This is a genomic window from Pseudomonas cavernicola, assembly GCF_003596405.1.
Classification (GTDB): Bacteria; Pseudomonadota; Gammaproteobacteria; order Pseudomonadales; family Pseudomonadaceae; genus Aquipseudomonas; species Aquipseudomonas cavernicola.
Genome location: NZ_QYUR01000002.1, coordinates 2,505,249 through 2,526,687, shown reverse-complemented (window position 1 = coordinate 2,526,687; position 21,439 = coordinate 2,505,249). Strand labels below are relative to the sequence as shown.

The 21,439-nt window shown below is 60.8% G+C and carries 20 protein-coding genes and 1 pseudogene; 9 read left to right on the top strand and 12 right to left on the bottom strand.

All coding sequences use genetic code 11. The features are described 5' to 3' along the window. Positions 1-16: 16 nt before the first annotated feature. Positions 17-340, bottom strand: a complete 324-nt coding sequence (locus tag D3879_RS12005; RefSeq protein WP_119954462.1) for a low molecular weight protein tyrosine phosphatase family protein — start codon at positions 338-340, stop codon at positions 17-19. A 110-nt stretch (positions 341-450) separates the two neighbouring features. Continuing rightward, the gene (locus D3879_RS12000) at positions 451-2,484 is read right to left on the bottom strand and encodes a S9 family peptidase (RefSeq protein ID WP_119954461.1); all 2,034 of its coding nucleotides are present in this window, start codon (positions 2,482-2,484) and stop codon (positions 451-453) included. 99 nt (positions 2,485-2,583) lie between these two features. Here D3879_RS12000 and D3879_RS11995 point away from each other — a divergent pair, with 99 nt between their 5' ends. The 4 genes from D3879_RS11995 to D3879_RS11980 all read left to right on the top strand — a co-directional run bounded on the left by D3879_RS11995 (position 2,584) and on the right by D3879_RS11980 (position 4,934). Then, on the top strand, positions 2,584-3,060 hold the full coding sequence (locus D3879_RS11995; RefSeq protein ID WP_119954460.1) for an MFS transporter: 477 nt from the start codon (positions 2,584-2,586) through the stop codon (positions 3,058-3,060). Between the two features lie 107 nt (positions 3,061-3,167). Further along, a complete protein-coding gene (locus D3879_RS11990; protein WP_119954459.1) occupies positions 3,168-3,614 on the top strand; it encodes an HIT family protein in 447 nt (148 codons plus the stop codon). 3 nt (positions 3,615-3,617) lie between these two features. Next, positions 3,618-4,391: a class II glutamine amidotransferase gene (locus tag D3879_RS11985; RefSeq protein ID WP_119954458.1), complete on the top strand. Its 774-nt coding sequence runs from the start codon at positions 3,618-3,620 to the stop codon at positions 4,389-4,391. 9 nt (positions 4,392-4,400) lie between these two features. Beyond that, positions 4,401-4,934, top strand: coding sequence for a DUF2937 family protein (locus tag D3879_RS11980; protein ID WP_119954457.1), 534 nt, complete (start codon positions 4,401-4,403; stop codon positions 4,932-4,934). 194 nt (positions 4,935-5,128) lie between these two features. Here the strand turns inward: D3879_RS11980 and D3879_RS11975 are convergent, their stop codons facing one another. Then, positions 5,129-6,307, bottom strand: a complete 1,179-nt coding sequence (locus tag D3879_RS11975; RefSeq protein ID WP_119954456.1) for a vWA domain-containing protein — start codon at positions 6,305-6,307, stop codon at positions 5,129-5,131. 141 nt (positions 6,308-6,448) lie between these two features. Beyond that, entirely contained in the window at positions 6,449-7,294 is an 846-nt protein-coding gene (locus tag D3879_RS11970) for an AAA family ATPase (protein ID WP_119954455.1), read from the bottom strand. A 375-nt stretch (positions 7,295-7,669) separates the two neighbouring features. Between D3879_RS11970 and cysK the strand changes: the two genes are divergently transcribed. After that, positions 7,670-8,644, top strand: coding sequence for a cysteine synthase A (gene cysK / locus D3879_RS11965; RefSeq protein WP_119954454.1), 975 nt, complete (start codon positions 7,670-7,672; stop codon positions 8,642-8,644). Positions 8,645-8,838: 194 nt separating this feature from the next. On the opposite strand, the gene D3879_RS11960 is transcribed toward cysK, so the two are convergent. After that, the gene (locus D3879_RS11960) at positions 8,839-9,927 is read right to left on the bottom strand and encodes a polyamine ABC transporter substrate-binding protein (protein ID WP_119954453.1); all 1,089 of its coding nucleotides are present in this window, start codon (positions 9,925-9,927) and stop codon (positions 8,839-8,841) included. A 55-nt stretch (positions 9,928-9,982) separates the two neighbouring features. Next, positions 9,983-11,284, bottom strand: coding sequence for an NAD(P)/FAD-dependent oxidoreductase (locus tag D3879_RS11955; RefSeq protein ID WP_119954452.1), 1,302 nt, complete (start codon positions 11,282-11,284; stop codon positions 9,983-9,985). Between the two features lie 195 nt (positions 11,285-11,479). Here D3879_RS11955 and D3879_RS11950 point away from each other — a divergent pair, with 195 nt between their 5' ends. Next, entirely contained in the window at positions 11,480-12,400 is a 921-nt protein-coding gene (locus D3879_RS11950) for a LysR substrate-binding domain-containing protein (protein ID WP_119954451.1), read from the top strand. Between the two features lie 231 nt (positions 12,401-12,631). Then, positions 12,632-12,928, top strand: a complete 297-nt coding sequence (locus D3879_RS11945; protein WP_119954450.1) for an autotransporter domain-containing protein — start codon at positions 12,632-12,634, stop codon at positions 12,926-12,928. A 116-nt stretch (positions 12,929-13,044) separates the two neighbouring features. Here the strand turns inward: D3879_RS11945 and D3879_RS27480 are convergent, their stop codons facing one another. Both D3879_RS27480 and D3879_RS11940 read right to left on the bottom strand, forming a co-directional pair. After that, on the bottom strand, positions 13,045-13,167 hold the full coding sequence (locus tag D3879_RS27480; protein WP_274381368.1) for a hypothetical protein: 123 nt from the start codon (positions 13,165-13,167) through the stop codon (positions 13,045-13,047). Continuing rightward, positions 13,168-14,580 carry a purine-cytosine permease family protein gene (locus tag D3879_RS11940; protein WP_119954449.1) on the bottom strand — a complete coding sequence of 471 codons (1,413 nt, stop codon included), beginning with the start codon at positions 14,578-14,580 and terminating at the stop codon, positions 13,168-13,170. A gap of 95 nt (positions 14,581-14,675) precedes the next feature. Here D3879_RS11940 and D3879_RS11935 point away from each other — a divergent pair. Further along, a pseudogene (locus tag D3879_RS11935) lies at positions 14,676-14,777 on the top strand (IS30 family transposase); the annotation flags it as partial. 57 nt (positions 14,778-14,834) lie between these two features. On the opposite strand, the gene D3879_RS11930 reads toward D3879_RS11935, so the two are convergent. Both D3879_RS11930 and D3879_RS11925 read right to left on the bottom strand, forming a co-directional pair. Further along, positions 14,835-15,611: a TorF family putative porin gene (locus tag D3879_RS11930; protein WP_119954448.1), complete on the bottom strand. Its 777-nt coding sequence runs from the start codon at positions 15,609-15,611 to the stop codon at positions 14,835-14,837. A gap of 109 nt (positions 15,612-15,720) precedes the next feature. Next, positions 15,721-17,463 carry an amidohydrolase gene (locus tag D3879_RS11925; protein WP_119954447.1) on the bottom strand — a complete coding sequence of 581 codons (1,743 nt, stop codon included), beginning with the start codon at positions 17,461-17,463 and terminating at the stop codon, positions 15,721-15,723. A gap of 122 nt (positions 17,464-17,585) precedes the next feature. On the opposite strand from D3879_RS11925, the gene D3879_RS11920 reads away from it, so the two are divergent. Next, complete coding sequence (locus D3879_RS11920) at positions 17,586-18,500, top strand: LysR family transcriptional regulator (RefSeq protein WP_119954446.1); 915 nt, start codon at positions 17,586-17,588, stop codon at positions 18,498-18,500. Between the two features lie 326 nt (positions 18,501-18,826). Here D3879_RS11920 and D3879_RS11915 read toward each other — a convergent pair whose 3' ends face one another. Both D3879_RS11915 and D3879_RS11910 read right to left on the bottom strand, forming a co-directional pair. Beyond that, positions 18,827-19,567 carry a TorF family putative porin gene (locus tag D3879_RS11915; RefSeq protein ID WP_119954445.1) on the bottom strand — a complete coding sequence of 247 codons (741 nt, stop codon included), beginning with the start codon at positions 19,565-19,567 and terminating at the stop codon, positions 18,827-18,829. Between the two features lie 128 nt (positions 19,568-19,695). Continuing rightward, positions 19,696-21,438, bottom strand: a complete 1,743-nt coding sequence (locus D3879_RS11910; RefSeq protein WP_119954444.1) for an amidohydrolase — start codon at positions 21,436-21,438, stop codon at positions 19,696-19,698. Position 21,439: the final 1 nt, after the last annotated feature.

Sequence of the window (21,439 nt, the reverse complement as noted above, 5' to 3'; positions counted from 1 at the left end):
CGTTGAACCTTCGGCGTTATTTGAGAAAGGGACTGACCTTGGCCAGCAGCAGTTGGATCAGTTCCGGGTCCATGTAGGCGTAGACATCCCTAATATCCAGGCAGATCACCTGCTTATCCTTCAAGTAGGGGGCAAAGCGCCGTGTCAGCTTGCGCTTATGGGCTTGCTCCATCACGAAGATCAGGTCCGCCCACTCCAGGGCTTCGGGAGTAAGGGGATTCTCCGCCTCGTTGCTTATCCCGGCCGACAGGGTTTCCAGGTTCGGCTCCATGCTGAACAGCAGTTCCGCAGTGGGGCTACGCAGGCGATTCTGGCTACAGATAAAGAGTAAGCGTTGCACTTGATTCCTTCTCCTGGCACCAGCCTGGTGAGTCTCCGGGTTGGGGTAGCGTTAGCCATGTAATCCGAGGAAGCCCCCGGATCACACCTACGGCTGTAGTCGAGCTACGTTCAGGCTAACCCCAACACCTTCAACAAAAAGCCATACTCCAACGCCACATCCTTCAAGCCCTGATAGCGCCCACTCATCCCGCCATGCCCGGCACCGAGGTCGGTCTTGAGCAGCAGCAGGTTGTGGTCAGTCTTGTTGGCGCGCAGTTTCGCCACCCATTTGGCGGCTTCCCAGTACTGCACGCGGCTGTCGTTGTAGCCGGCCACGGCGAGAATCGCCGGGTAGGGCTGGGCGCTGACGTTTTCGTAGGGGGCGTAAGCTTTTATCCGTGCGAAGACTTCAGGGTCATGCGGGTCGCCCCATTCATCGTATTCGGTGATGGTCAGCGGCAGGTCGGGGTTCTGCATGGTGTTGAGCACGTCGACGAAGGGCACTTCGGCAATCGCCGCAGCAAACAGCTCCGGGCGTTGATTGAGCACCGCGCCGATAAGCAGGCCACCCGCGCTGCCGCCGCTGATGGCCAGCTGTTGCGGGTTGGTATAACCCGTGGCGATCAGGTGTTCGGTGCAGGCGATAAAGTCGCCGAAGGTGTTGGCTTTGTGTTCCAGCTTGCCGGCGCGATACCAGGCTTCGCCCAGTTCGCCGCCGCCGCGCACATGGGCGATGGCGAAGACGAAGCCGCGATCCAGCAGGCTCAGGCGGGCGTGGGAGAACCAGGGATCGAGGCTTTCGCCATAGGCACCATAGCCATACAGGTACAGCGGCGCGGGTTGGCCGAGGACTTCGCGCTTGGCCACCAGGCTGATGGGCACTTGGCTGCCGTCTGCCGCCGTAGCCCAAAGGCGTTGGCTGACGTAGGCGTCGGCGTCGAACGGGCCTTCCACCGGGGTTTCTTTCAATATTTTTTGTTCGCCGTTGCTCAGGTTCAGTTGGCGCACTTGAGCGGGGCGATTCAGCGCCTCGTAGCGCAGGCGGATGACCGGGCTGTCGAACTCCAGGCTGTCCTGCACATGCAGGCTGTAGGCCGCGTCCGGTAGTTGCACGCGCGCCGGTGCTTGGCCTTGGGCGTGGACTTCGATGATCGGCAGGCCGCCTTCGCGCAGGCTGAGGACGATGGCGTTGGCGTTCAGGCTGACACCCTCGAGCATCAGCGCATCGCTATGCGGGATCAGGTTTTGCCAGTCGGCTCGGCTTGGTGTGCTGGCGCTGCTTGCCTGGTACAGGGCGAAGTTGATGCCGGCCTGGTTGCTGCGGATCAGCCAGGCCCAGTCGCCATCGAACTTGCCGTGGTCTACGTAGTACTCGTGGCCTTCCTCTCGGGGGGCCAGGCAGGTGAAGTCGCCGTTCGGTGTATTGGCGTCGAGCACCCAGGCTTCGCTGGTGGTTTTGCTGTTGAGCAGTAGTACCAGTTGCCGTTCGGAGCTCGCGCGGTAGCAATTGAGGAAGAAGCGCCCATCAGGCTCGTCGAACACCAACTCGGCGCCGGCGTTGCCCAAGGTGTGGCGGTAGAGCTTGTGCGGGCGGTGGGTGTCATCCAGTTCGCCGAAGAACAGCGTCTGGTTGTCGTTGGCCCAGGCCAGGCTGCCGTCGCAATCGGCGAAGGGCAGCGCGGTGATCTGGCCGCTGGCCAGCTCCTTGACGTAAAGCTGGTAGATCTCGTCGCCGCTGGTATCCAGGCTGTAGGCCAGGCGCGTGTGATCCGGGCTGACATTGAAGGCGCCGAGGGAGAGAAAACCGCCGCCGGCCAGCGCGTTGGGGTCGAGCAGCAACTCTTCACGGCTTTCGTCCACGCTCAGTGAATCGTCCGCCGGGCGTGGGCAGCGGTAATGCCGTGGGTATTCATCGCCGGCAGTGGTGCGGGTGTAATACAGATAGGGGCCCCAGGGCGAGGGCAGTGAGAGATCGGTCTCGCGGATGCGGCCTTTAATCTCCTGAAACAACGCCTCACGCAGTGCGCTCTGATCCGCCAGCTCCGCCTCTAAATAGGTGTTTTCCGCCTTGAGATGCTCGAGTACTTCCGCAGCGTCGCGGTTTTCCAGCCAGCGGTAGGGGTCGTTGCCGTTCTCTATTCGGGCGATGGGGGCTTGCGACATGCTGAAACTCCAGAGCGGATGCGGTCGACGGCGAGCGCGCCGGGCCGACGAAAAGCCGTTATCATAAGCGCCCCTTTGTCAGCTCCGCCACGAACACTAATGACCGAGAACGACTATCTGCTCGCTTGGGCCGCATACGGAATCGCAGCGCTTGGCTGTTTGCTGGTGTGGTTTCGTCTGACGGGCTGGATGTGGCGCTGGCTACGTGAACCGCTGCGGCTGCTGGTTGCGGTGTTGTTGCTGAGCCCGACCATCATCGATCCGACCAAGGAGCTGTTCGCTCCGGCTATCGCCATCACGGCCCTGGACTTGCTCTTCAAGGTGGGCAACAACGCCTGGCGTGCGGTGGCGGATCTGGCGATGTATGGCTTGCTTGCCTTCGCGCTCTACCTGCTGTTCGTTGGTGTGCGTTGGCCGATCGAGCGCTGGTGGAAGGCACGCAATACCAAGGCGGCACCGATCGCCGAGGACGAGCCGAGCTTGCGTGAGGTGCTGGATCGCGACCACGCAGCGCATGTGGATACCCGTTTGGACCAGAGTGGCGACCGCCGTTTTCGCATCGAGCCGCGGCTCTAACCTTGCGGACGGCGAATAAATCATTTCACGGTTAATTCGTCCCATATTCGATCTTGCACCTACCCGCCGAGCCGTTCAGCATGGGCCACCTGTGATAAGGAAAGCCCATGGACTGCGTGTTCTGCGCCATCGCGGCCGGCCAACTGCCGGCCCATCAGCTGTTTGAGGACGAGCACTTTCTCGTCATCCTCGATATCTACCCCTTGCGCCCAGCCCATGTGCTGATCGTCAGCCGCGAGCACGCCCCTTATTTGAGCGATCTGTCTGCTGCCGCCCGCGAGCATTTGCTGACCTTGGCTGAGCGGGTGACGCGTGCGTTGCGTGGCTCGGGCTATGGCAGCGAAGGGATTAATCTGCTGATCAATGACGGCCCGGCGGCCAACCAGCATGTGCCGCACCTGCATTTGCATTTGATTCCGCGCCGCTCGGGCGATCTAGCCGGCGGCGCATGGCGAGTACTGACCCGTTTTCTGCCGTTGGGCCGCCAGGCGCTGCAGGCCCGCTTGGATGCGGAAGCTGGAATGTTGCGTAACGCCTTGAAGCGAGAATCTTGAGTCATGTGTGAATTACTGGGCATGAGCGCCAATGTGCCGACCGATATCGTCTTCAGCTTCACCGGGCTGATGCAGCGTGGCGGCGGTACCGGCCCGCACCGCGATGGTTGGGGTATCGGCTTCTATGAAGGTCGTGGTTTGCGACTGTTCCAGGATCCGGCGGCGAGCGTGGACTCGGAAGTGGCCAAGCTGGTGCAGCGCTACCCGATCAAGAGCGAGGTGGTGATTGGCCATATCCGCCAGGCCAATGTCGGCAAGGTCTGCTTGTCCAACACCCATCCGTTCGTTCGTGAACTGTGGGGGCGCAACTGGTGCTTCGCCCATAACGGCCAGCTGGCGGATTTTCAGCCGACCCCGAGCTTCTACCGGCCGGTCGGTGATACCGATAGCGAGGCGGCCTTTTGCGATCTGCTCAACCAGGTGCGAACGGCTTTCCCGGCGCCAGTCGCGGTGGAGTTGCTCTTGCCCGCGTTGGTCAGTGCCTGCGCCACCTACCGTAGCCAAGGTGTGTTCAACTGCTTGCTGAGTGATGGCGACTGGTTGTTCGCCTTCTGTTCGAGCAAGTTGGCGCAGATTACCCGCCGTGCCCCTTTTGGCCCGGCGCGCTTGAAAGATGTCGATGTGATCGTGGATTTTCAGGCGGAAACCACGCCAAACGATGTGGTGACGGTGCTGGCCACCGAACCGTTGACCGAAAACGAGAACTGGACCTTGTACCAGCCGGGTGAATGGAGCCTGTGGCGGCGCGGCGAATGCGTGGCCCAGGGGCGAAGTTGAGGAGGTGGGATGTTTAGACATTATCTGCGGTTAGTGTTGTTTGCCCTGGGCTTATTGCTGGGCGTGCAAGTGCCGGGATTTATCAACGACTATAGCCAGCGCATCGAGGCGCATTGGCAGGAGTCGGAGCAGGGCCTGAAGGGTTTTCGCGAGACGGCCAAGAACTTCTTCAAGGGTGATCTGGAGGCGCTGGTGGCGCATTACCAGGCCAGCGATGATCCGGTCTTCAACAGCGATGCCGATAGCTTGAACCTGCTGCTTGACCGGTCTCGTTTGCTTGATGGCGAATGGCGAGCCATGCAAGGCCCTTGGTACGCCAAAGCGTGGCATGTGGCCTCTGCGGCCGACCCCGAGTTGCTGGAAGAAACCTACCAGGGCTACCGCTACCAAGTGCTGCTGGCACCGGAAGTGATTGCCTGGGGGATTGCCTGCGCGTTGCTGCTGGCCTGGCTGGTGGAATGCCTGCTGCTGGGCGCCGGCTGGACTTTGGGCGTGGGGCGCAAGCACAAGATCATCCAGCATGAGCAGCGGCACTGGCGCTGAGCGGGAAATGATTGCAAGACGTAGGCTGGGTAGAACGCAGTGACAAAACGGCAGGAACGCCGTTTTGCACAGCTTTAGCTGCCCGTAGGGTGAGGTGCATGGATGCACCTCATGAAACCCAGCCTACGGCAGGCATATTCAGGTTTACAGGCATATCCAGGGTTAAACGAAACGGGCCCCATGGGGCCCGTTGGTCATTTGGAAAGAAACTTCATCCCGTCTTCCAGCCCACGCAAGCTGAGCGGGTACATCTGGTCTTCCAATAGATCGCGAACGATGTTGGTCGAGGCGGTGTAGCTCCAGGTGTCCTTGGGGTAGGGGTTGATCCAGATGAGCTTCTTGTACTTCTCCCGGAAACGCTGCATCCAGACGTAACCCGGCTCCTCGTTCCAGTGCTCGACGCTGCCGCCGGCCTGGGTGATTTCGTAAGGCGCCATGGCCGCATCGCCGACGAACACCACTTTGTAATCGGCGCCGTATTTGTGCAGCAGATCCTGGGTGGAGAAGCGCTCGGAGGTGCGCCGCAGGTTGTTCTTCCACACCGACTCGTAGACGAAGTTGTGGAAGTAGAAGTACTCCAAGTGCTTGAACTCGGTCTTGCAGGCCGAGAACAGCTCCTCGCAGACCTTGACGTGGGCGTCCATCGAGCCGCCGATGTCGAACAGAATCAGCAGCTTCACGTTGTTGCGTCGTTCCGGGCGCATCTGGATGTTCAACAGGCCGCCATCGCGGGCGGTGAAGTCGATGGTGCCATCCAGATCCAGTTCGTCCTGCGCACCCTGGCGGGCGAACTTGCGCAGGCGGCGCAGGGCGACCTTGATGTTGCGCGTGCCGAGTTCGACCTGATCGTCGAGGTTTTTGTACTCGCGCTGATCCCAGACCTTGACCGCCTTGCCCTGGCGCTTGCCGGCATCGCCGACGCGAATACCTTCCGGGTTGAAGCCGCCGGAACCGAACGGGCTGGTGCCGCCGGTGCCGATCCACTTGCTGCCGCCTTCGTGGCGTTCCTTTTGCTCTTCGAGGCGCTTTTTGAACTCTTCGATCAGCTTGTCCAGGCCACCGAGGGACTGGATATTCGCCCGTTCCTCATCGGTCAGCATGCGCTCGAACTCTTTGCGCAGCCATTCATCGGGGATGAGTGCTTCGATGTGCTGATTGAGGTTTTCCAGGCCTTTGAAGTAGGCGCCGAAAGCTCGGTCGAACTTATCGAAATGCCGCTCGTCCTTGACCAGGATGGTGCGGGCGAGAAAGTAGAACTCGTCCATATCGGCGAACACGACGTTGTGTTTCAGCGCGTTGATCAGGTCGAGCAGCTCGCGTACCGAAACCGGTACTTTGGCGGCGCGCATTTCATTGAACAGGTTGAGCAGCATGGCTGCACCTCACTTGCGAATTCATCCCCTCTCCCTTGAGGGAGAGGGCTAGGGAGAGGGTGAATCAGGCAACTTCGGTGCTGCTCCCCTCCCTCTCCCCCGGCCCCTCTCCCGCAAGCGGGAGAGGGGAGACTAAAGGCTTCAACGGCTGGCGCGGCGGCTCATGAAGGCCAGACGCTCAAGCAGCTGCACGTCCTGCTCGTTCTTCACCAGAGCACCAGCCAGCGGCGGGATGGCCTTGGTCGGATCGCGTTCGCGCAGTACCGCTTCGCCGATGTTGTCGGCCATCAGCAGCTTCAGCCAATCGACCAGCTCGGACGTGGAGGGCTTCTTCTTCAGGCCCGGCACCTTGCGCACATCGAAGAACACGTCGAGGGCTTCGCTGACCAGATCTTTCTTGATGTCCGGGTAATGCACATCGACGATCTTCTGCAGCGTGACGCGGTCCGGGAAGGCGATGTAGTGGAAGAAGCAGCGACGCAGGAAGGCATCCGGCAGCTCTTTTTCGTTGTTCGAGGTGATGATGATGATCGGGCGCTTCTTCGCTTTGATCGTCTCGTTGGTCTCGTAAACGTAGAACTCCATCTTGTCGAGTTCTTGCAGCAGGTCGTTGGGGAACTCGATGTCGGCCTTGTCGATTTCATCGATCAGCAGAATCACCCGCTCATCGCTCTCGAAAGCCTCCCAGAGCTTGCCCTTCTTGATGTAGTTGCGAACGTCGTGAACCTTGTCGGAATCTAGCTGCGAGTCACGCAGGCGGCTGACCGCATCGTACTCGTAGAGGCCCTGGTGCGCCTTGGTGGTGGATTTGATGTGCCAGGTGATCAGCTTGGCGCCGAAGGATTCCGCCAACTGCTCGGCGAGCATGGTCTTGCCGGTACCGGGCTCACCCTTGACCAGCAGCGGGCGCTCCAGGGTGATGGAGGCGTTGACTGCAAGCTTGAGATCGTCGGTGGCGACGTAAGACTGGGTGCCTTCGAACTTCATCGGAAAATCCTCGAACGGTAACGCCTGGGCAGAGAAGCCGGCGGTTCAGTAGTGGTGCGGTTCAAAACAAGCGCACGCGCGACCTGTTCGAACACTGCCGAAAAAACCGACTATAACGCGCGGGAGGCGCGACTGTGAACGCAGACGGGCCATTCAGTCACTGAATGGCGAGTCAGCGCTCTGCTGTCACCGTGATGGGTGCTGCTCATCGGTGTGGCCAGTTGAGGCTTCCTGCTCGTGTAGGCACGGCCGGATAGCGCGTGGCAGAGTCCAGGCGTGAGAAAGGTCACTGCTTCTCGGTGAGCGAACTGGACGCCCACCCAGCGTAGTTTTAGGCTTGAAGTTTTTCCGGCAGCACACGCAGAAGGACACCGCATGAGCCGTATCTACGCAGACAACGCCCAGTCGATCGGTAACACGCCGTTGGTGTTGATCAACCGTCTAGGCCCGAAGGGCGTGACTATCCTGGCCAAGATCGAGGGGCGTAACCCGGCTTATTCGGTTAAATGCCGGATTGGCGCCAGCATGGTCTGGGACGCCGAAGAACGTGGGGTGCTCAAAAAGGGCATGACTATTGTCGAGCCAACCTCCGGCAATACCGGGATTGGTCTGGCCTTCGTCGCGGCTACCCGTGGTTACCAGCTGCTGCTGACCATGCCGGCGTCCATGAGCCTGGAGCGGCGCAAGGTGTTGAAAGCCCTCGGCGCCGAGCTGGTGTTGACCGATCCCGCTAAAGGTATGAAAGGCTCCATCGACAAGGCCACGGAAATTGCCGCCTCGGACACCAGTAAGTACTTCCTGCCGCAGCAGTTCGACAACCCGGCCAACCCGGCGATCCACGAGAAGACCACCGGCCCGGAAATCTGGCACGACACCGACGGCGCGATTGATGTGCTGATATCTGGCGTCGGCACCGGCGGCACTATTACCGGCGTGTCGCGCTATATCAAAAACACCTGTGGCAAGCCGATTGTTTCGGTGGCGGTGGAGCCGCTCGGCTCTCCGGTCATCACCCAGGCGCTGGCGGGTGAAGAAATCAAACCGAGCCCGCATAAGATCCAGGGTATTGGCGCCGGTTTCGTGCCGAAGAACCTCGACCTGTCGATGGTCGATCGGGTCGAGCTGGTCAGCGATGATGAGGCCAAGGCCATGGCGCTACGGCTGATGCGCGAAGAAGGCATCCTCAGTGGTATCTCCTGCGGCGCGGCGATGGCGGCAGCGGTGCGCCTGGCCGAGCGCCCGGAAATGCAAAGCAAAACCATCGTGGTGATCCTGCCCGACTCCGGCGAACGCTACCTGAGCAGCATGCTGTTCAGCGATATGTTCAGCGAGCAGGAGTTGGTGCAGTAAGGCCGGCTCCTTTGCTCGAGGCCGCCGGCGGGCGGCCTTTTGCTGTGCGGGGTTTGAGGAGCCGGGTCGGGGGGGGCATAACGAAGTTCTGTCCAGCTTCTGCGGCGGACAAGCCGCAAGCGGCATGAACGCCCTACGCCGCTGTGAGTCGCGTGACAGGCAGGGATCGGCCAAACGCGGACACTCGAAAGCGTCTAGGTACCGGTTTTCAGCTTGGTCCACAGGCGGGTGCTCAGACGCACGATTTTGAATGGCAGCTCCTCTACGGTGAATAGCTTGTCCATCACCTTTGTCGGCGGATAAACCGCCGGTTCAGCCCTCAGGGACGGGTGGACATAGACATCGGCTGCCGTGTTGGGGTTGGCGTAATTGATAGAGTTGCTGATATCGGCGATGACTTTTGGATCGAGCAGGTAATTCATGTAGGCATAGCCGTTCTTTTCGTGCGGCGCGTTCTTCGGCATGACCACCATGTCGAACCACAGGGTGGAGCCTTCCTCGGGGATCGAATAGGCAATTTCTACCCCGTTTTTCGCCTCCTTGGCGCTGCGTGCCGCCTGCAGAATGTCGCCGTTGAAGCCGATGACGGCGCAGATATCGCCGTTAGCCAGGTCAGCGACGTACTTGGATGATTGAAAATACTGGATGGACGGCCTGATCTTCATCAGCGCCTGCTCGGCCTTGAGGTAATCCGCTGGGTCGTGGCTATGGTGGGGCAGTCCCAGGTAGTTGAGGGTAATCGGCAGGATCTGCGTGGGGTTGTCGATCATCGCCACACCGCATTGGCTCAGCTTCTTGATGTTGTTCTCGTCCAACAACATGCCCCAGGAGCGGGTGATCTCGGTGCTGCCGAATATCGCCTTGATCTTCTCGACGCTGTAGCCAATGCCGACGGTACCCCACATGTAGGGGTAACCATACTGGTTGCCCGGGTCGTTGACCTCCAGCACCTTCATCAGCACCGGATCGAGGTTGCTCCAATTAGGCAGCTGGCTCTTGTCCAGCTTCTGAATTGCTCCCGCCTTGATCAGCTTGGAGAGAAAGTGGTTCGAGGGACTGACCACGTCATAGCCGGTATTGCCGGTCATCAGCTTGGACTCGAGAACCTCGTTGCTGTCGTGAATGTCGTAAGTCGCCTTGATGCCAGTGTCCCTGGTGAAATTGCTCAGGGTATCGTCGGCGATATACCCGCTCCAGTTGGAGATGATCACGTCTCCGGCTGCGTAGGTCGTTGCCGAAAACGTGGTGAGCATTGCCACCAGGAGGTTCTTGTTGACGTTCATGTTCGGTCACCTTCTTGTTGAAGAGCTTTCGTTCTTGTTGTGATAGCCGAGTTTTCTAGACTTCCGTCCTTGCTCTAACCGCCTCCACTTGCATACGCAGCATTGCGCCGATGTCGAACAAGGGACGTGGGGGTAACCAGCCAGGCTGGGCCCTGTCCATGACCGACCGTAAGGTTGGCGAGTCGCCGCCCGATGCCAGTTCGGCAAGCAGCCGCCCCCAGAGGGTGCCGCGTGCGACGCCTGAACCATTGCATCCGGCCACGGCGAACAATCCCTCTTCGACCTTGGCGAAATAGGGCTGCCCGGAGCGCGAGGCGCTCAGGTGCCCGGTCCAGGTGTATTGGATGTCCTGCTCGGCAAACCAGGGGAAGCGTCGCTGCAAACCGAGCAGATGGTGTTTGCGGCGGCTCAAGAGTTCACTGCCGGACAAATCCCGAGTTCGGTATTCGGCGGTGTTGCGGATCAGCACGCGACGATCCGGGGTAAGCCGCACGGTGGCTCCGAGCGGACGGGTGGACAGCACGCCCCAAGATTCCACACCACCGATGCTCCGGAACTCCTCGTCGCTCAACTGCCGGCTGAGACTGGCGCTAAGCTCCATCGGGAAGGTCCCGCTGTCCCGTACACCCACGCGGGGGAGAAAGGCATTCAGGCAGACCAGTACCTGCTTCGCCTCAATGCTGCCGCCAGGGCCATTGGCGCGCAGACGCCCCCTGCCCAGACGCTCCAGGCCAGTGATATCGGTCTCCTCGAACAGGGTCACAGTGTCTGGCAGCGTATCCAGCAGGCCCTTCACGTATTTCGCCGGCTGCAGCAGGGCGTTGCCGTTACCACACCAGATCGCCGCTCGGTAATGCCGGGTTCCCAGCTTCTGCACCAGGCGTTCGCCTTCCAGGAACTCCGCAGATGCGCCGACGGCCCGTAGCGTTTCCAGTCGAGCGTCGACATGCGTCAGCTTGTGCGGATCGCTGACCGCGAAGAAATAGCCGGAGTCCCTGAACTCGCACTCGATGCCCTGACGGGCAATACGCTTTCGTACTTCCTCATTGGCGGCACGCGAGATCGAAGTATCCACTTCGTAACCGGCGAAGTCCCGGCTACCGACCAGTTCATCGACTCCAGGATGTTCGTGGGCCACCACGAATCCGGAATTGCGCGCCGAGGCCCCCCGCGCCGCCCGCTGCCGGTCAACGATCACGATCCGTGCCTGAGGATGCATGTCAGCAAGCGCATGAGCAGCGGAAAGCCCGGTGATACCGGCACCTATCACCAGCCAGTCGACCTTTTCCGTACCGCTCAGACACTCACGACGGGGCGAGTTCCCGGCCAGCGGAATCCAACCACACTCATTCTTCATAGCATCGCCTCACATACTGTCGCCCTGGACTAGCCAAGAACCTGTCGTCTCTTGCGCGCCGCGCCGGACCGAAAGATGACAACATGCGGTGTAAGCATGCATAACCTTTTTGGCGACGGACTCTATGGCTAGAATCTACGAGGCCGTGGGTGATATAACCAACGCTATAAACTCATTGAGCCATTCTCAAAACGCATGGATAAACTTCACCGCGTGCCCTCTCTCCAGGCCTTGCAGGCGCTGGTGGCAGTTGCCGCTTCGGACAGCTTCACCCAAGCGGCAGAAGAGCTCTGTTTGACCCAGAGCGCAGTGAGCCGAAAGATTCAACAACTGGAGAGTCACTTCGGCGTCCCCATGTTCGTGAGGAACAGCCGCAGCGTCCGTCTGACTGTGGAAGGCGAGCAGGTCCTGAGCACTGCGCAGAAAATTCTGGAGCAATTGAAAGTACTGGAGAGCCGGATTTCTCCGCAGGATCGCCCCTTTCGCATACGCATGCATGTGTCGCTGGCGGTCCGCTGGTTGCTGCCGAAGCTGACAGATTTCTATAGGCGTTACCCGGACATATCCTTGTCGATCGAGACTGTTGCGACCGAAGTCGTCGAACCGTCCAGCGACAGCGACGCTTACATCCTTTATCTACCTGAGCCATCAAGCGATCCCACCTGCCTGAACCTGTTCGAGGAAGCGCTGATTCCGTTATGCGCCCCCGGTCTGGTCAGCGGGACCCAACCACTTGAATCGGTGGAGGACCTTGCACACTTTCCCCTGATCCATCGTTCGACGGACAAGCACGACTGGAAACTTTGGCTGGCAGCCAATGGAGGCTTGCTACTGGAGGACTATAGGCAGATACCGTTCAACCTCGACGAGCTGGCGCTCGACGCCGCGGCACGAGGGTTGGGGGTGGCCATGACCGACATGACACTGGCTCAGGAGTCTATTGATCGCGGAGTACTGGTCGTCCCGTTCGGTTCTCCTTTGAAGACCAAGGGGGTCTATTCGATGTACCTGCAACCATCAGCCGCATTGCACCCGGCGCGTTCGCAGATCATGCAATGGTTCGCCCAGCAAACGGGCGATAACAACCTGCCAACCGATCCACCAGCAGTGCCATAAAAGCGGTCAACAGGGCTGACAGCCTGCAACTACATCACCGCGTTGGGCCGGCACATCAAAGAGGTCGGTTGACGCTTTATCTGTTTGCTCTCACCTTGACCTAGATGGGTACTGGTTTTAAGCAGGATCTGAAACGCTTACCTGCTGAATCGCCCCTAGCTTTGTAGTCACACTAGACTGCCTGCTCCTGGCCGATTTTTGTCCCCCGCGACCGTCCTATATTGGGTCTAAATGAGCCGGTGGGGGGATCGACTGAAGGGCGCTTACCTGGCCGGAGATGTGCCCCTGGAGCCTTACTTGCGCGCCAACCTCTGGCACAGCTTCGGTGGGCGCGACACGGTGACCTTCGATGGCGTCGACTCGCTCAAGACCAACCACGACAGCAGCACCATGGATATTGGCGGTGGCCTGGTGGCCAAACTCGCCACCAACGTCAGCCTGTACCTGGCCGCCGACTACAGCGCCAACATCGATAGCCTCGATCAGGAAGCGGTGGAAGGAACCTTGGGGGTATGGGTGAGTTGGTAAAGCGTGGGGCGAGCACTCCGCGAGTATTGGAGCTGTACGAGAAACACCCTCTCCCGTTGGGATAGGGTCAGGAGTGAGGGAGGCGGCCACTCCTGTGCTTACCCCCTCATCCGGCTTCACCCCAGCCATCGACGCGCAAGGTGCTGGCGTTTATCGACTATCTCGCGGGCTTCCTCGATGGTCCAGCAACGCCCGCCGGCCATGGTCGCGGCGTGACAGTCATGCCGGCGGAGTTTCATTCAGGCCTCTTGGGTACGTTCAGGCGGCACGGCAAGGGCTGATGTCTTGGCCACCAGGTAATAGTGGATGCCCGGCACCAGCAGGCCGACGATCCAGGAAATATCGATGCCGCCGAGTTGCGCGACCATCGGCCCGGTGTAGAAGTGGGTGTCGACGAAGGGCAGCTGGATCAATACACCGGTGACATAGACGCTGATCCCTAGCACATTCCAGCGACCGTAGCGGCCATCGGGGTTGGACAGCGCCTGCACGTCATAACGCTCCTTGTTGACGAAGTAATAGTCCACCAGGTTGATCGCGCTCCAGGGCGTGAAGAAGGTCAGCAGAAACAGGATGAAGAACTTGAACGCACTCAGAAACGAGTGCTGACCGAGCAGAGCGATGGTGGTGGAAGCCCCGACAATCAGCAGAATGAACAGCATGCGCTGCACGGGTGAAATCTCCAGGCGACCGCGGAAACCGCTGATCACGGTGGCGACGCACATGAAGCTGCCATAGGCATTAAGAGTGGAGACCGTGACCTTGCCGAGCACCACGCTCAAATACAGCAGAGCGGCCATCACTCCGGTGCTGCCCAGCCCGACTATGGTGGCCACCTCGTGGCCGCGGAAATTCGCGCCCGCCAACGCCGCCGCGAACACCCCCAGCACCATCGAGGCCTGGGCGCCTAGCACGGTGCCGAGGCCGACGGCGGTGAAGGTCTTCCAGGACGAGGTCTTGCTCGGCAGGTAGCGCGAATAGTCGGCCACATAGGGGCCGAAGGCGATCTGCCAGGACGCGGAGAGGGACACCGCCAGCAGGAAGGAGCTCCAGCCGAAGTGGCGATTGTCCAGCAAGAGGCCGATATCGTTGAGTGTCATCAGCCGGGTGAACAAGTACACGAAGGCAATGATGCCGAGCACACTGGTGACCTTGCCGACCAGGTGGATGACCCGATAACCGAACATGGTCAGGAACGCGATGCAGGAGGCGAAAATCAGGATGCCGGCGCTGTCGCTGACCTCGATCAACTGGGCGATGGCCTGTCCCGACAATACCGCGCCGGTGGCGCTGAAGCCGAGATACATCAGGCACACCAGCACAATCGGGATGGCTGCACCGTAGACCCCGAACTGCACGCGGCTGGAGATCATCTGCGGCAGCCCGAGCTTAGGCCCCTGCGCGGCATGCAGGGCAACCACCGCGCCGCCGAACAGTTGGCCGATCAGCAACCCAATGAGTGACCAGAGCACATCGCCGCCCAGCACCACGGCCAGAGCACCGGTGACTATCGCAGTGATCTGCAAGTTGGCGCCGAGCCAAAGGGTGAACTGACTGTAGAGGCTGCCATGGCGCTCAGCCTCGGGAATGTAATCGATCGAACGTGTCTCGATCAGGGGCCTTCGCTGCGGACTATCGCTGACCTTGGTCATTACTGAGTTCTCCTTGAGGAACAGACTGATGCTCTTGTTTTTGTTGGGTGGGATTGAAAACTGCTACTCCAGCCGGCCTTGCGCGCCTGCTGCTGATGACTACGTCGTACCGGCAGCTGACTGAGGGCCAGCGTTACCAAATGGTGGCTGGCTTAGCTTGCAATCAGAGCCAAGCCAGCATTGCCAGACAGCTCGGGAGGCGGATTGCAACGCCGCCTAGCGCACGAAGCTCGCAGTGGTTTTGCAGCGGCCGGTTAGAAGGTCTTGCTGGCGCTGGCCACCAGCGTCGCGCCGCACAGGTCGTCGAAGCCCGTAAAGCTCTGGCACTCGGTTTTCGACAGGTCGGTGTCGATATAGCTCAGGCCCCAGGTCACGCCGATCAGGTCACGGCTCAGTTTGATTTCCCAGTTGCGATAGTCGGGGCGGCTGCTGCCGTCGTCGCTGAAAAATACGTCGTCCTTGTAGTCGACGTATTCGTAGCGGGCTTCGAAGCCGATTTCGGCCGGCAGCTGGGTGCGGTAGCCAATAAAGGCCGAGGCCAGGTCCTCGTCCTGGGCGCCTGTGTGCCAATTGCCATCTTCATCCTCGTAGTCCGGGCCTTTTATGTTGCTGACGTATTTGCCGCCGAGCAGCACGCCGTAGATATCCAGGGTGGCCTGGATGTCGCTCTGGTTGAACTGGCTTTCGCGCGGGAATTCATACTGGGTGTAGAAGGTGTCGAGGCTGATGTCGTCAGTCATTTGCCAGTAGTAACCGGCGTAGTACTCGATTTCCTGGCGGGTCTTGGACTCATAGCCAAAGTCGACGTTGGACGTCCACACGCCGGCATACAGGCCGCTGATATGGCTGAGCACGATATTCAATTGCCCGGCCGGGTCGCCTTGGGTTTGCGAAAGGCCGCTGGCACGGTAATCGCTGATGATCGTGGGGGTGATGCTGAGGGTGAACTGATCACTTAGTTCAATCGCCTGGGTGCTGCACAGTGGCGCCAGTGCAAGGCTGGCAAGGGCTAGGGCGGGTAGCGCATTCATGCAAATTTCCCTGTTGTTATGAGTATGTGGGCAGATTCGGACAAGGCTGTGCCGAGCCCCTCGCAGAGCGAGGAGCCGGGCCGTTCAGGCGGAGCGGGTGGAGTGGTTATCAGGACGCGGGGGCGTAGACCTGTTTGCCGGCGAAAAAGGTTTGCAGGACCTGGGTGTCGGACAGTTCTTTGTCGCTGACCTTGAATACATCGCGGTCGAGAACGATCAGGTCTGCCTGTTTGCCAGGTGCCAGGGAGCCGATCTGCTGCTCCAGGCGCAGGGCTTTGGCCGCGTTGATGGTGTAGGCGTAGAACATGCTTTCGCGGTCAATACTCTCGGCACTGTTGAGTACGCCGAGCGGGCCTTTGCGGGTGCTGGCCTGGGCGATGGCATTCCACGGATTGGGGCTGGACACCGGCCAATCGCTGGCGCCGGCAATGGTCGCGCCGGCCTTGTGCAGCGAGCGGGCCGGATACTGGTACTGGTAGGCGAAGGCGCTGATATAGGGTTTGACCAACTCCTCCGTGTAGGTCTCGGCGGTGGCCCAGAGCAGCTGCATGGACGCAATCACGCCGAGCTGTTTGAAGCGCGGAAACTCCTTGGGGTTGACCAGTTGCAGGTGGCTGATGCTGTGCGGTACCGGGGTTGGGTTGAGCTTGCGGGCATATTCAAAGCCATTCAAAGACTCACGCACCGCGCGGTCGCCGACCGCATGCATGTGCACGATCCAGTCGCGCTTTTCGGCCGCCACCACCAGCTCACCAAAGTGCGCCGGGTCGATCAGCAGCTCTCCTTGTTTGAGGCTGTTTTTGAATGGGTCAATAACCGCGGCGGTCTGCCCTGGAAATTCCAGAATGCCGTCGGCAAAAATCTTGATGCCAGGGAACGTCAGGTTTGGCACGCCTTCGAACTGCTGCATGACCTTGGCCAGCACTTGCAGATCAGCCGGTTTGCTTTGCGGATGAGTGATCAGCAGGGCGGCGACGTGGGCGCTGAGTTCGCCGTCTTCCGCGAGTTTGCGGTAGAGCGGCAGTACACCGAAGCTCTGCTCGGTCGGGCGCAACTCGAACAGCGAATCGCCGCTGCCGGCATTAGCCGCCGCGTCCATCCAGGCGGTGACGCCGTATTGGTTGTTGACTTTCACGGCCTTGCGGGCGGCGTTCAGCATGACTGATTCAGTGGGGCCGGGCAGCTGGCTGCGGACCCGATCCCAGCCGTTTTCAGATAAATAACCAGTGGGCGTGAAGTCGGCTGCGTGGCCGATATAGTTGCGTTCTTTCTCCGGCAGGCTTTTTACCAGCGCCGCGTCGATCTTCAGGCGCTTGAGCATGGCGTTATTGGCCCAGCCGGTATGGCCGTCGATGCCGTTCAGCACCACAGGTTGGTCGGCCCAGCGGCCCTGATTGAAGATCTTGCCGAGTTCACGGCTTTGTTCCCAATAGGCCGAGCTAACTCCGGCAATGCTGACCACGTCAGCCAGGCGCGCGTGACCGGCCTGATCCTCGGCGATGATCCATTGCTCAAGGTCGGGTAGCGGTTTTACTGTGTCATACAGGTTGGAGCCCATGCTGTCGTAGGCGGCAATCACCGGATGGCTGTGGGTGTCGATCATGCCGGGCATCAGGACCTTGCCGGCGAGATCGATCCGTTGCGTATCGGCATCGGCCAGGGCCTTGACCTCGGCATCGCTACCGACCTTAAGGATCTTGCCGTTCTCCACCGCCACCGCCTGGGCCAGTGGCTGGCCAGGTTCGGCGGTGAACACCTTGCCGTTGAACAGCAGTAGATCGGCGGCGGCCATTGCTTCCATCGAGGAAAAAGCCATCGCAGTGGCCAACAAGCTTGGAATAAATCGTTGCATCGGGGCAGCCTCATGTTTTTATTGAGTTGTTTTTATTGAGCTGGCCGCCAGACTAGCGCCTGGCGCAGGCCGGCAGAACACCGCTGCAGCGCAAAACCCTTTTGCCAAATAGGAAAAGCAACATGGACAAGCTCGGCGCCCTGAGCATGTTTGTCGCCACCGCCGAGCACGGCAGCTTCAGCCGTGCGGCCGAGCAGCTGGGCAAGACGCCCTCGGCTTTGACCAAGGCCGTCAGCCATCTGGAGGCCGAACTGGGCGCGCAGCTGTTCGAGCGCAGCACCCGACGCACGGCGTTGACCGAGGCCGGCCGGCTCTATCTGGAAACCGCCCGCCAGGTGCTGCAGCGTCTGCATGATGCCGGTGAGGAGATCGGCCAGTTGCAGCACGGTTTGCATGGCAACCTGAGGTTGACCGCACCGCTGGCCTTCGGCCGGGCCTTTCTCGATGAGGTCTGTGCCGGCTTTCTCGTCGCCCATCCGCAGATTAAGCTGCGGGTGGATCTGTGCGATGCCTTCGTTGATCTGGTCGAGGGTGGTTACGACCTGGCAATGCGCGAGGGTCGCAGTGACTTGCCAGGGCTGATCGCCAAACCTCTGGGGCAAAACCGCATAGTGCTTTGCGCCAGCCCTGCGTATCTGGCCGCCAATCCGACACCGGTCAGCCCGGAAAACTTCGACCGCCATCAGTGGCTGATCTACCGCCATCCGGCACTAGACCAGAGCTACTGGTGGATGTCCCTGGCTGGGGTGCGCATGCGCGTCCCCCAGCCAGGGGCTCGCCTGCAAAGCGATAATTACGACCTGCTACTGGCCAATACCCTGATGGGGGCTGGTCTGTATTGCTGTCCGTTGTGGAGCGTGAAGCCCTATCTAGAGAGTGGTCAGTTGCTGCAGGTGATGACGGAGTACGACTTCGATCCGGACGCTTTCGGCCCACTGATCCTCGCCGTCTACCCCAGCCACCGCCGCGCCACGCGCAAGGTGCTGGCGTTTATCGACTATCTCGCGGCTTTCCTCGAGAGGCGTGGCCTGGCCTGAGTGGATAGGGCTTTTCCCCACTAAGGTTCAGATTGCCCCGCAGATACCGTTTCTCTAGTCAGTGAACAAGAGCCCGTCGAGCATCAAAAGGTTGCCCCGATTTGAGCACGCCGTAGGCGATATGCAGTTGCGCAGGGTGGAAAATCCGCAAAGCGGTTTTCCACCATGGGGTGTCCAGAATCGTTTGACCAGATCAAACGCAGCAAAGCGGAGTAACAGCTGAAGGCTGGCCCGCAGGACCGTCCTGCGGACGTTCACCCGCAAGCGCTCGTCCGAGCCGGTTTGCAACGCAGCATGGCCAAGCGCAGTAGATATTGGACAGGGTCTTAGAAACTCTTGCTGACGCTGGCGACAACAGTCGCCGTGCAGACGTCGGTAAAGCCGTAGAAGCTGGCGCACTCGCTTTCCGAGATGTCGGTGTCGACGTAGCTCAGGCCCCAGGTGACGCCGAACAGGTCGCGGCTCAGCTTGGCTTCCCACTCGTAGTAGGACTCGCTGCTCTCGCCGCTGCTGGTCCAGAACAGCGGGTCCTTGAAGTCCATCCGCCCGTAGCGCAACTCCAGGCCCAGCTCGGCCGGCAGCGTGGTCTTGTAGCCGAGGTAGGTGTAGAGGGTGTCCTGGTCTACGCCGAAGAGGTTCGGCGCATCGTTGGAGTAATAGGCGGCGAGTTGCACGCCATAGGCGTCGAGGATGGCGTAGACCTCGCTCTGGTTGAACTGGCTCTCCTTCGGGTAGCTGTATTTGACGTAGCCGAGATCGAGACTGACGGCGTCGGTCGCTTGCCAGTAGTAACCGGCGTAGAGATCGAGCTCCTGGCGGGTCTTGAGATCCAGGCCGAAATCCACGTTGGAGGTCCAGGCCCCGGCATACAGCCCGCTGCTGTGCAGCAGCGTGGCGCCGGCCTGGGCCGCGGGATCGCCTTGGGTCTGGCTGATACCACGGGTGCGATAGTCGCTGAGCGCGGCCAGGTCGATCTGCAGGCTGAAGTCATCGTTGAGCGTCAGCGCTTGCGAGGTCAGCGGTGTCAGGGCCAGACCGGCGAGGCAGAGCAGGGTGAGGCGGTTCATGCGGGGTTCCCCATTGTTGTGATTGTTTTAGGCAGAGCGGTGTGACAGAGCGCGGGCAAGGCTCCGCCCGGCCCCGTCCTAACCGGGCGGAGCGAGCCTCTTGCGAACGGGGCTAGGCGGAGTCCTGTTTATTCGGCGCGCGAGTAGACTTCGCGGCCGGCGAAGAAGGTCTTGAGGACCTGGGTATCTTTCAATGCTTGCGCGGGGACCTCAAACACGTCGCGATCGAGCAGGATCAGATCGGCCTGTTTGCCGGGGGCAAGGGAGCCGATCTGCTGCTCCAGACCCAAGGTGCGCGCGGCATTGCGGGTGTAGGCGTAGAACATGGTCTCGCGGTCGATACGCTCGGCCTCGTTAAGCACCCCCTTCGGCCCCTTGCGGGTTACCGCCTGGTAGATGGCGTACCAGGGGTTTGGGGTGGTCACCGGCCAGTCGCTGGCGCCGGCGATGGTGGCGCCCTTGGCGTGCAGCGAGTGGGCCGGATACTGGTAATGGAAGGCGAGGGCGTTGATATAGGGTTTGACCAGATCGATGGTGACGTCATCCGCGCTGGCCCAGTACAGCTGCATGGAGGCGATCACGTCGAGCGGCTTGAAGCGCGCAAACTCCTTGGGATTGACCATTTGCAGGTGGGTGATCGAGTGGGCAATGCCGCTCTGGCGGTCCTTGCGTGCCTGCTCGATGCCGTTCAGTGACTCGCGCACCGCGCGATCGCCGAGGGCATGGATATGCACCAGCCAGCCGCGCTGGTCCGCCGCGCTGACCAGTTCACCAAAGTGCGCCGGGTCGATCAGCAGCTCGCCGCGTTTCTGCGAGTTGCTGTAGGGATCAATCATCGCGGCCGTCTGCGCAGGATACTCGGGTACGCCGTCGGCGAAGATCTTGATCCCCGGCAGGCTCAAGTTGGGGATGCCCTGGAACTGCTGGCGGACCTTGTCCAGGGTCGCCAGATCGGCCGGAGTGCTCTTCGGATGCGCCACCAGCAGGGCCGCGACGTGGGCGTTCAGCTCGCCCTTGTCGGCCAGCGCCTTGTACACCGGCAGCACGCCGACGGTTTTCTCCGTGGGTTTCAGGTCGAACAGCGCCGCGCCCGGTGCGGCGTTGGCGGCCGGGTCCATCCAGGCGGTGATGCCGAGTTCATTGTTGTAGCGCACGGCCGCCTGGGCGGCGTGGAGCAACTCGGCGTCGGTAGCCGCGGGTAGCTTGGCCAGCACCGGGTCGAGACCGGCATCGGCGAGGAAGCCGTTGGGGCTGAGGTCTGCGCGGTGACCGATGGTGTCACGTTCGGCCTCCGGCAAGGCGCGGACCCGTGCCGCATCTATCCCGGCATGTTTCAGCAGGGCATCGTTGGCCCAGCCGGTATGGTGATCCCAGCCGATGAAGACCAGCGGCTGTTCGGCCCACTCGCCCTTATTGAAGCGCTCGGCGAAACCTTCGATCTGGCTCCAGTAGCTGGAGTGCATGCCGCCGACGCTGAGGATGTCGCCATGTTTGGCGCTGCCGTCGTCACGCCATTTGCGCAGGCGCTGTTCCAGCTCCTCCAGGCTGACCTGCTCGCTGGCCATATTGGCGGAGGCCAGCTCCAAGCCGCCCATGATGGCGTGGGAGTGGCTGTCGATCAGGCCTGGCATCAGCACTCTGCCGCCCAGGTCGATGGTCTTGGCGCCGCTCTCGGCCAGGGCCTTGATCTCGGCGTTGGAGCCGACCTTGAGGATCTTGCCGTTCTCCACCGCCACCGCCTGGGCCAGCGGCTGGCCGGGTTCGGCGGTGAACACCTTGCCGTTGAGTAGCACCAGGTCGGCGGCAGCCATGGCCTGTAGAGAGGAAAAAGCCAGTGCGGCGCTCAGCACCTTGGGAAGAAACCTGCGCATC

Bases quoted from the DNA above. Each gene is read 5' to 3' on its own strand.
- D3879_RS11910 (WP_119954444.1), bottom strand. From the start codon at position 21,438: ATGCGCAGGTTTCTTCCCAAGGTGCTGAGCGCCGCACTGGCTTTTTCC.
- D3879_RS11940 (WP_119954449.1), bottom strand. From the start codon at position 14,580: ATGACCAAGGTCAGCGATAGTCCGCAGCGAAGGCCCCTGATCGAGACA.
- D3879_RS11930 (WP_119954448.1), bottom strand. From the start codon at position 15,611: ATGAATGCGCTACCCGCCCTAGCCCTTGCCAGCCTTGCACTGGCGCCA.
- D3879_RS11920 (WP_119954446.1), top strand. From the start codon at position 17,586: ATGGACAAGCTCGGCGCCCTGAGCATGTTTGTCGCCACCGCCGAGCAC.
- D3879_RS11925 (WP_119954447.1), bottom strand. From the start codon at position 17,463: ATGCAACGATTTATTCCAAGCTTGTTGGCCACTGCGATGGCTTTTTCC.
- D3879_RS11975 (WP_119954456.1), bottom strand. From the start codon at position 6,307: ATGCTGCTCAACCTGTTCAATGAAATGCGCGCCGCCAAAGTACCGGTT.
- D3879_RS11955 (WP_119954452.1), bottom strand. From the start codon at position 11,284: ATGAAGAATGAGTGTGGTTGGATTCCGCTGGCCGGGAACTCGCCCCGT.
- D3879_RS11980 (WP_119954457.1), top strand. From the start codon at position 4,401: ATGTTTAGACATTATCTGCGGTTAGTGTTGTTTGCCCTGGGCTTATTG.
- D3879_RS11970 (WP_119954455.1), bottom strand. From the start codon at position 7,294: ATGAAGTTCGAAGGCACCCAGTCTTACGTCGCCACCGACGATCTCAAG.
- D3879_RS11960 (WP_119954453.1), bottom strand. From the start codon at position 9,927: ATGAACGTCAACAAGAACCTCCTGGTGGCAATGCTCACCACGTTTTCG.
- cysK (WP_119954454.1), top strand. From the start codon at position 7,670: ATGAGCCGTATCTACGCAGACAACGCCCAGTCGATCGGTAACACGCCG.
- D3879_RS11915 (WP_119954445.1), bottom strand. From the start codon at position 19,567: ATGAACCGCCTCACCCTGCTCTGCCTCGCCGGTCTGGCCCTGACACCG.
- D3879_RS11950 (WP_119954451.1), top strand. From the start codon at position 11,480: ATGGATAAACTTCACCGCGTGCCCTCTCTCCAGGCCTTGCAGGCGCTG.
- D3879_RS11990 (WP_119954459.1), top strand. From the start codon at position 3,168: ATGGACTGCGTGTTCTGCGCCATCGCGGCCGGCCAACTGCCGGCCCAT.
- D3879_RS11995 (WP_119954460.1), top strand. From the start codon at position 2,584: ATGACCGAGAACGACTATCTGCTCGCTTGGGCCGCATACGGAATCGCA.
- D3879_RS12000 (WP_119954461.1), bottom strand. From the start codon at position 2,484: ATGTCGCAAGCCCCCATCGCCCGAATAGAGAACGGCAACGACCCCTAC.
- D3879_RS11945 (WP_119954450.1), top strand. From the start codon at position 12,632: ATGAGCCGGTGGGGGGATCGACTGAAGGGCGCTTACCTGGCCGGAGAT.
- D3879_RS11985 (WP_119954458.1), top strand. From the start codon at position 3,618: ATGTGTGAATTACTGGGCATGAGCGCCAATGTGCCGACCGATATCGTC.
- D3879_RS27480 (WP_274381368.1), bottom strand. From the start codon at position 13,167: ATGAAACTCCGCCGGCATGACTGTCACGCCGCGACCATGGCCGGCGGG.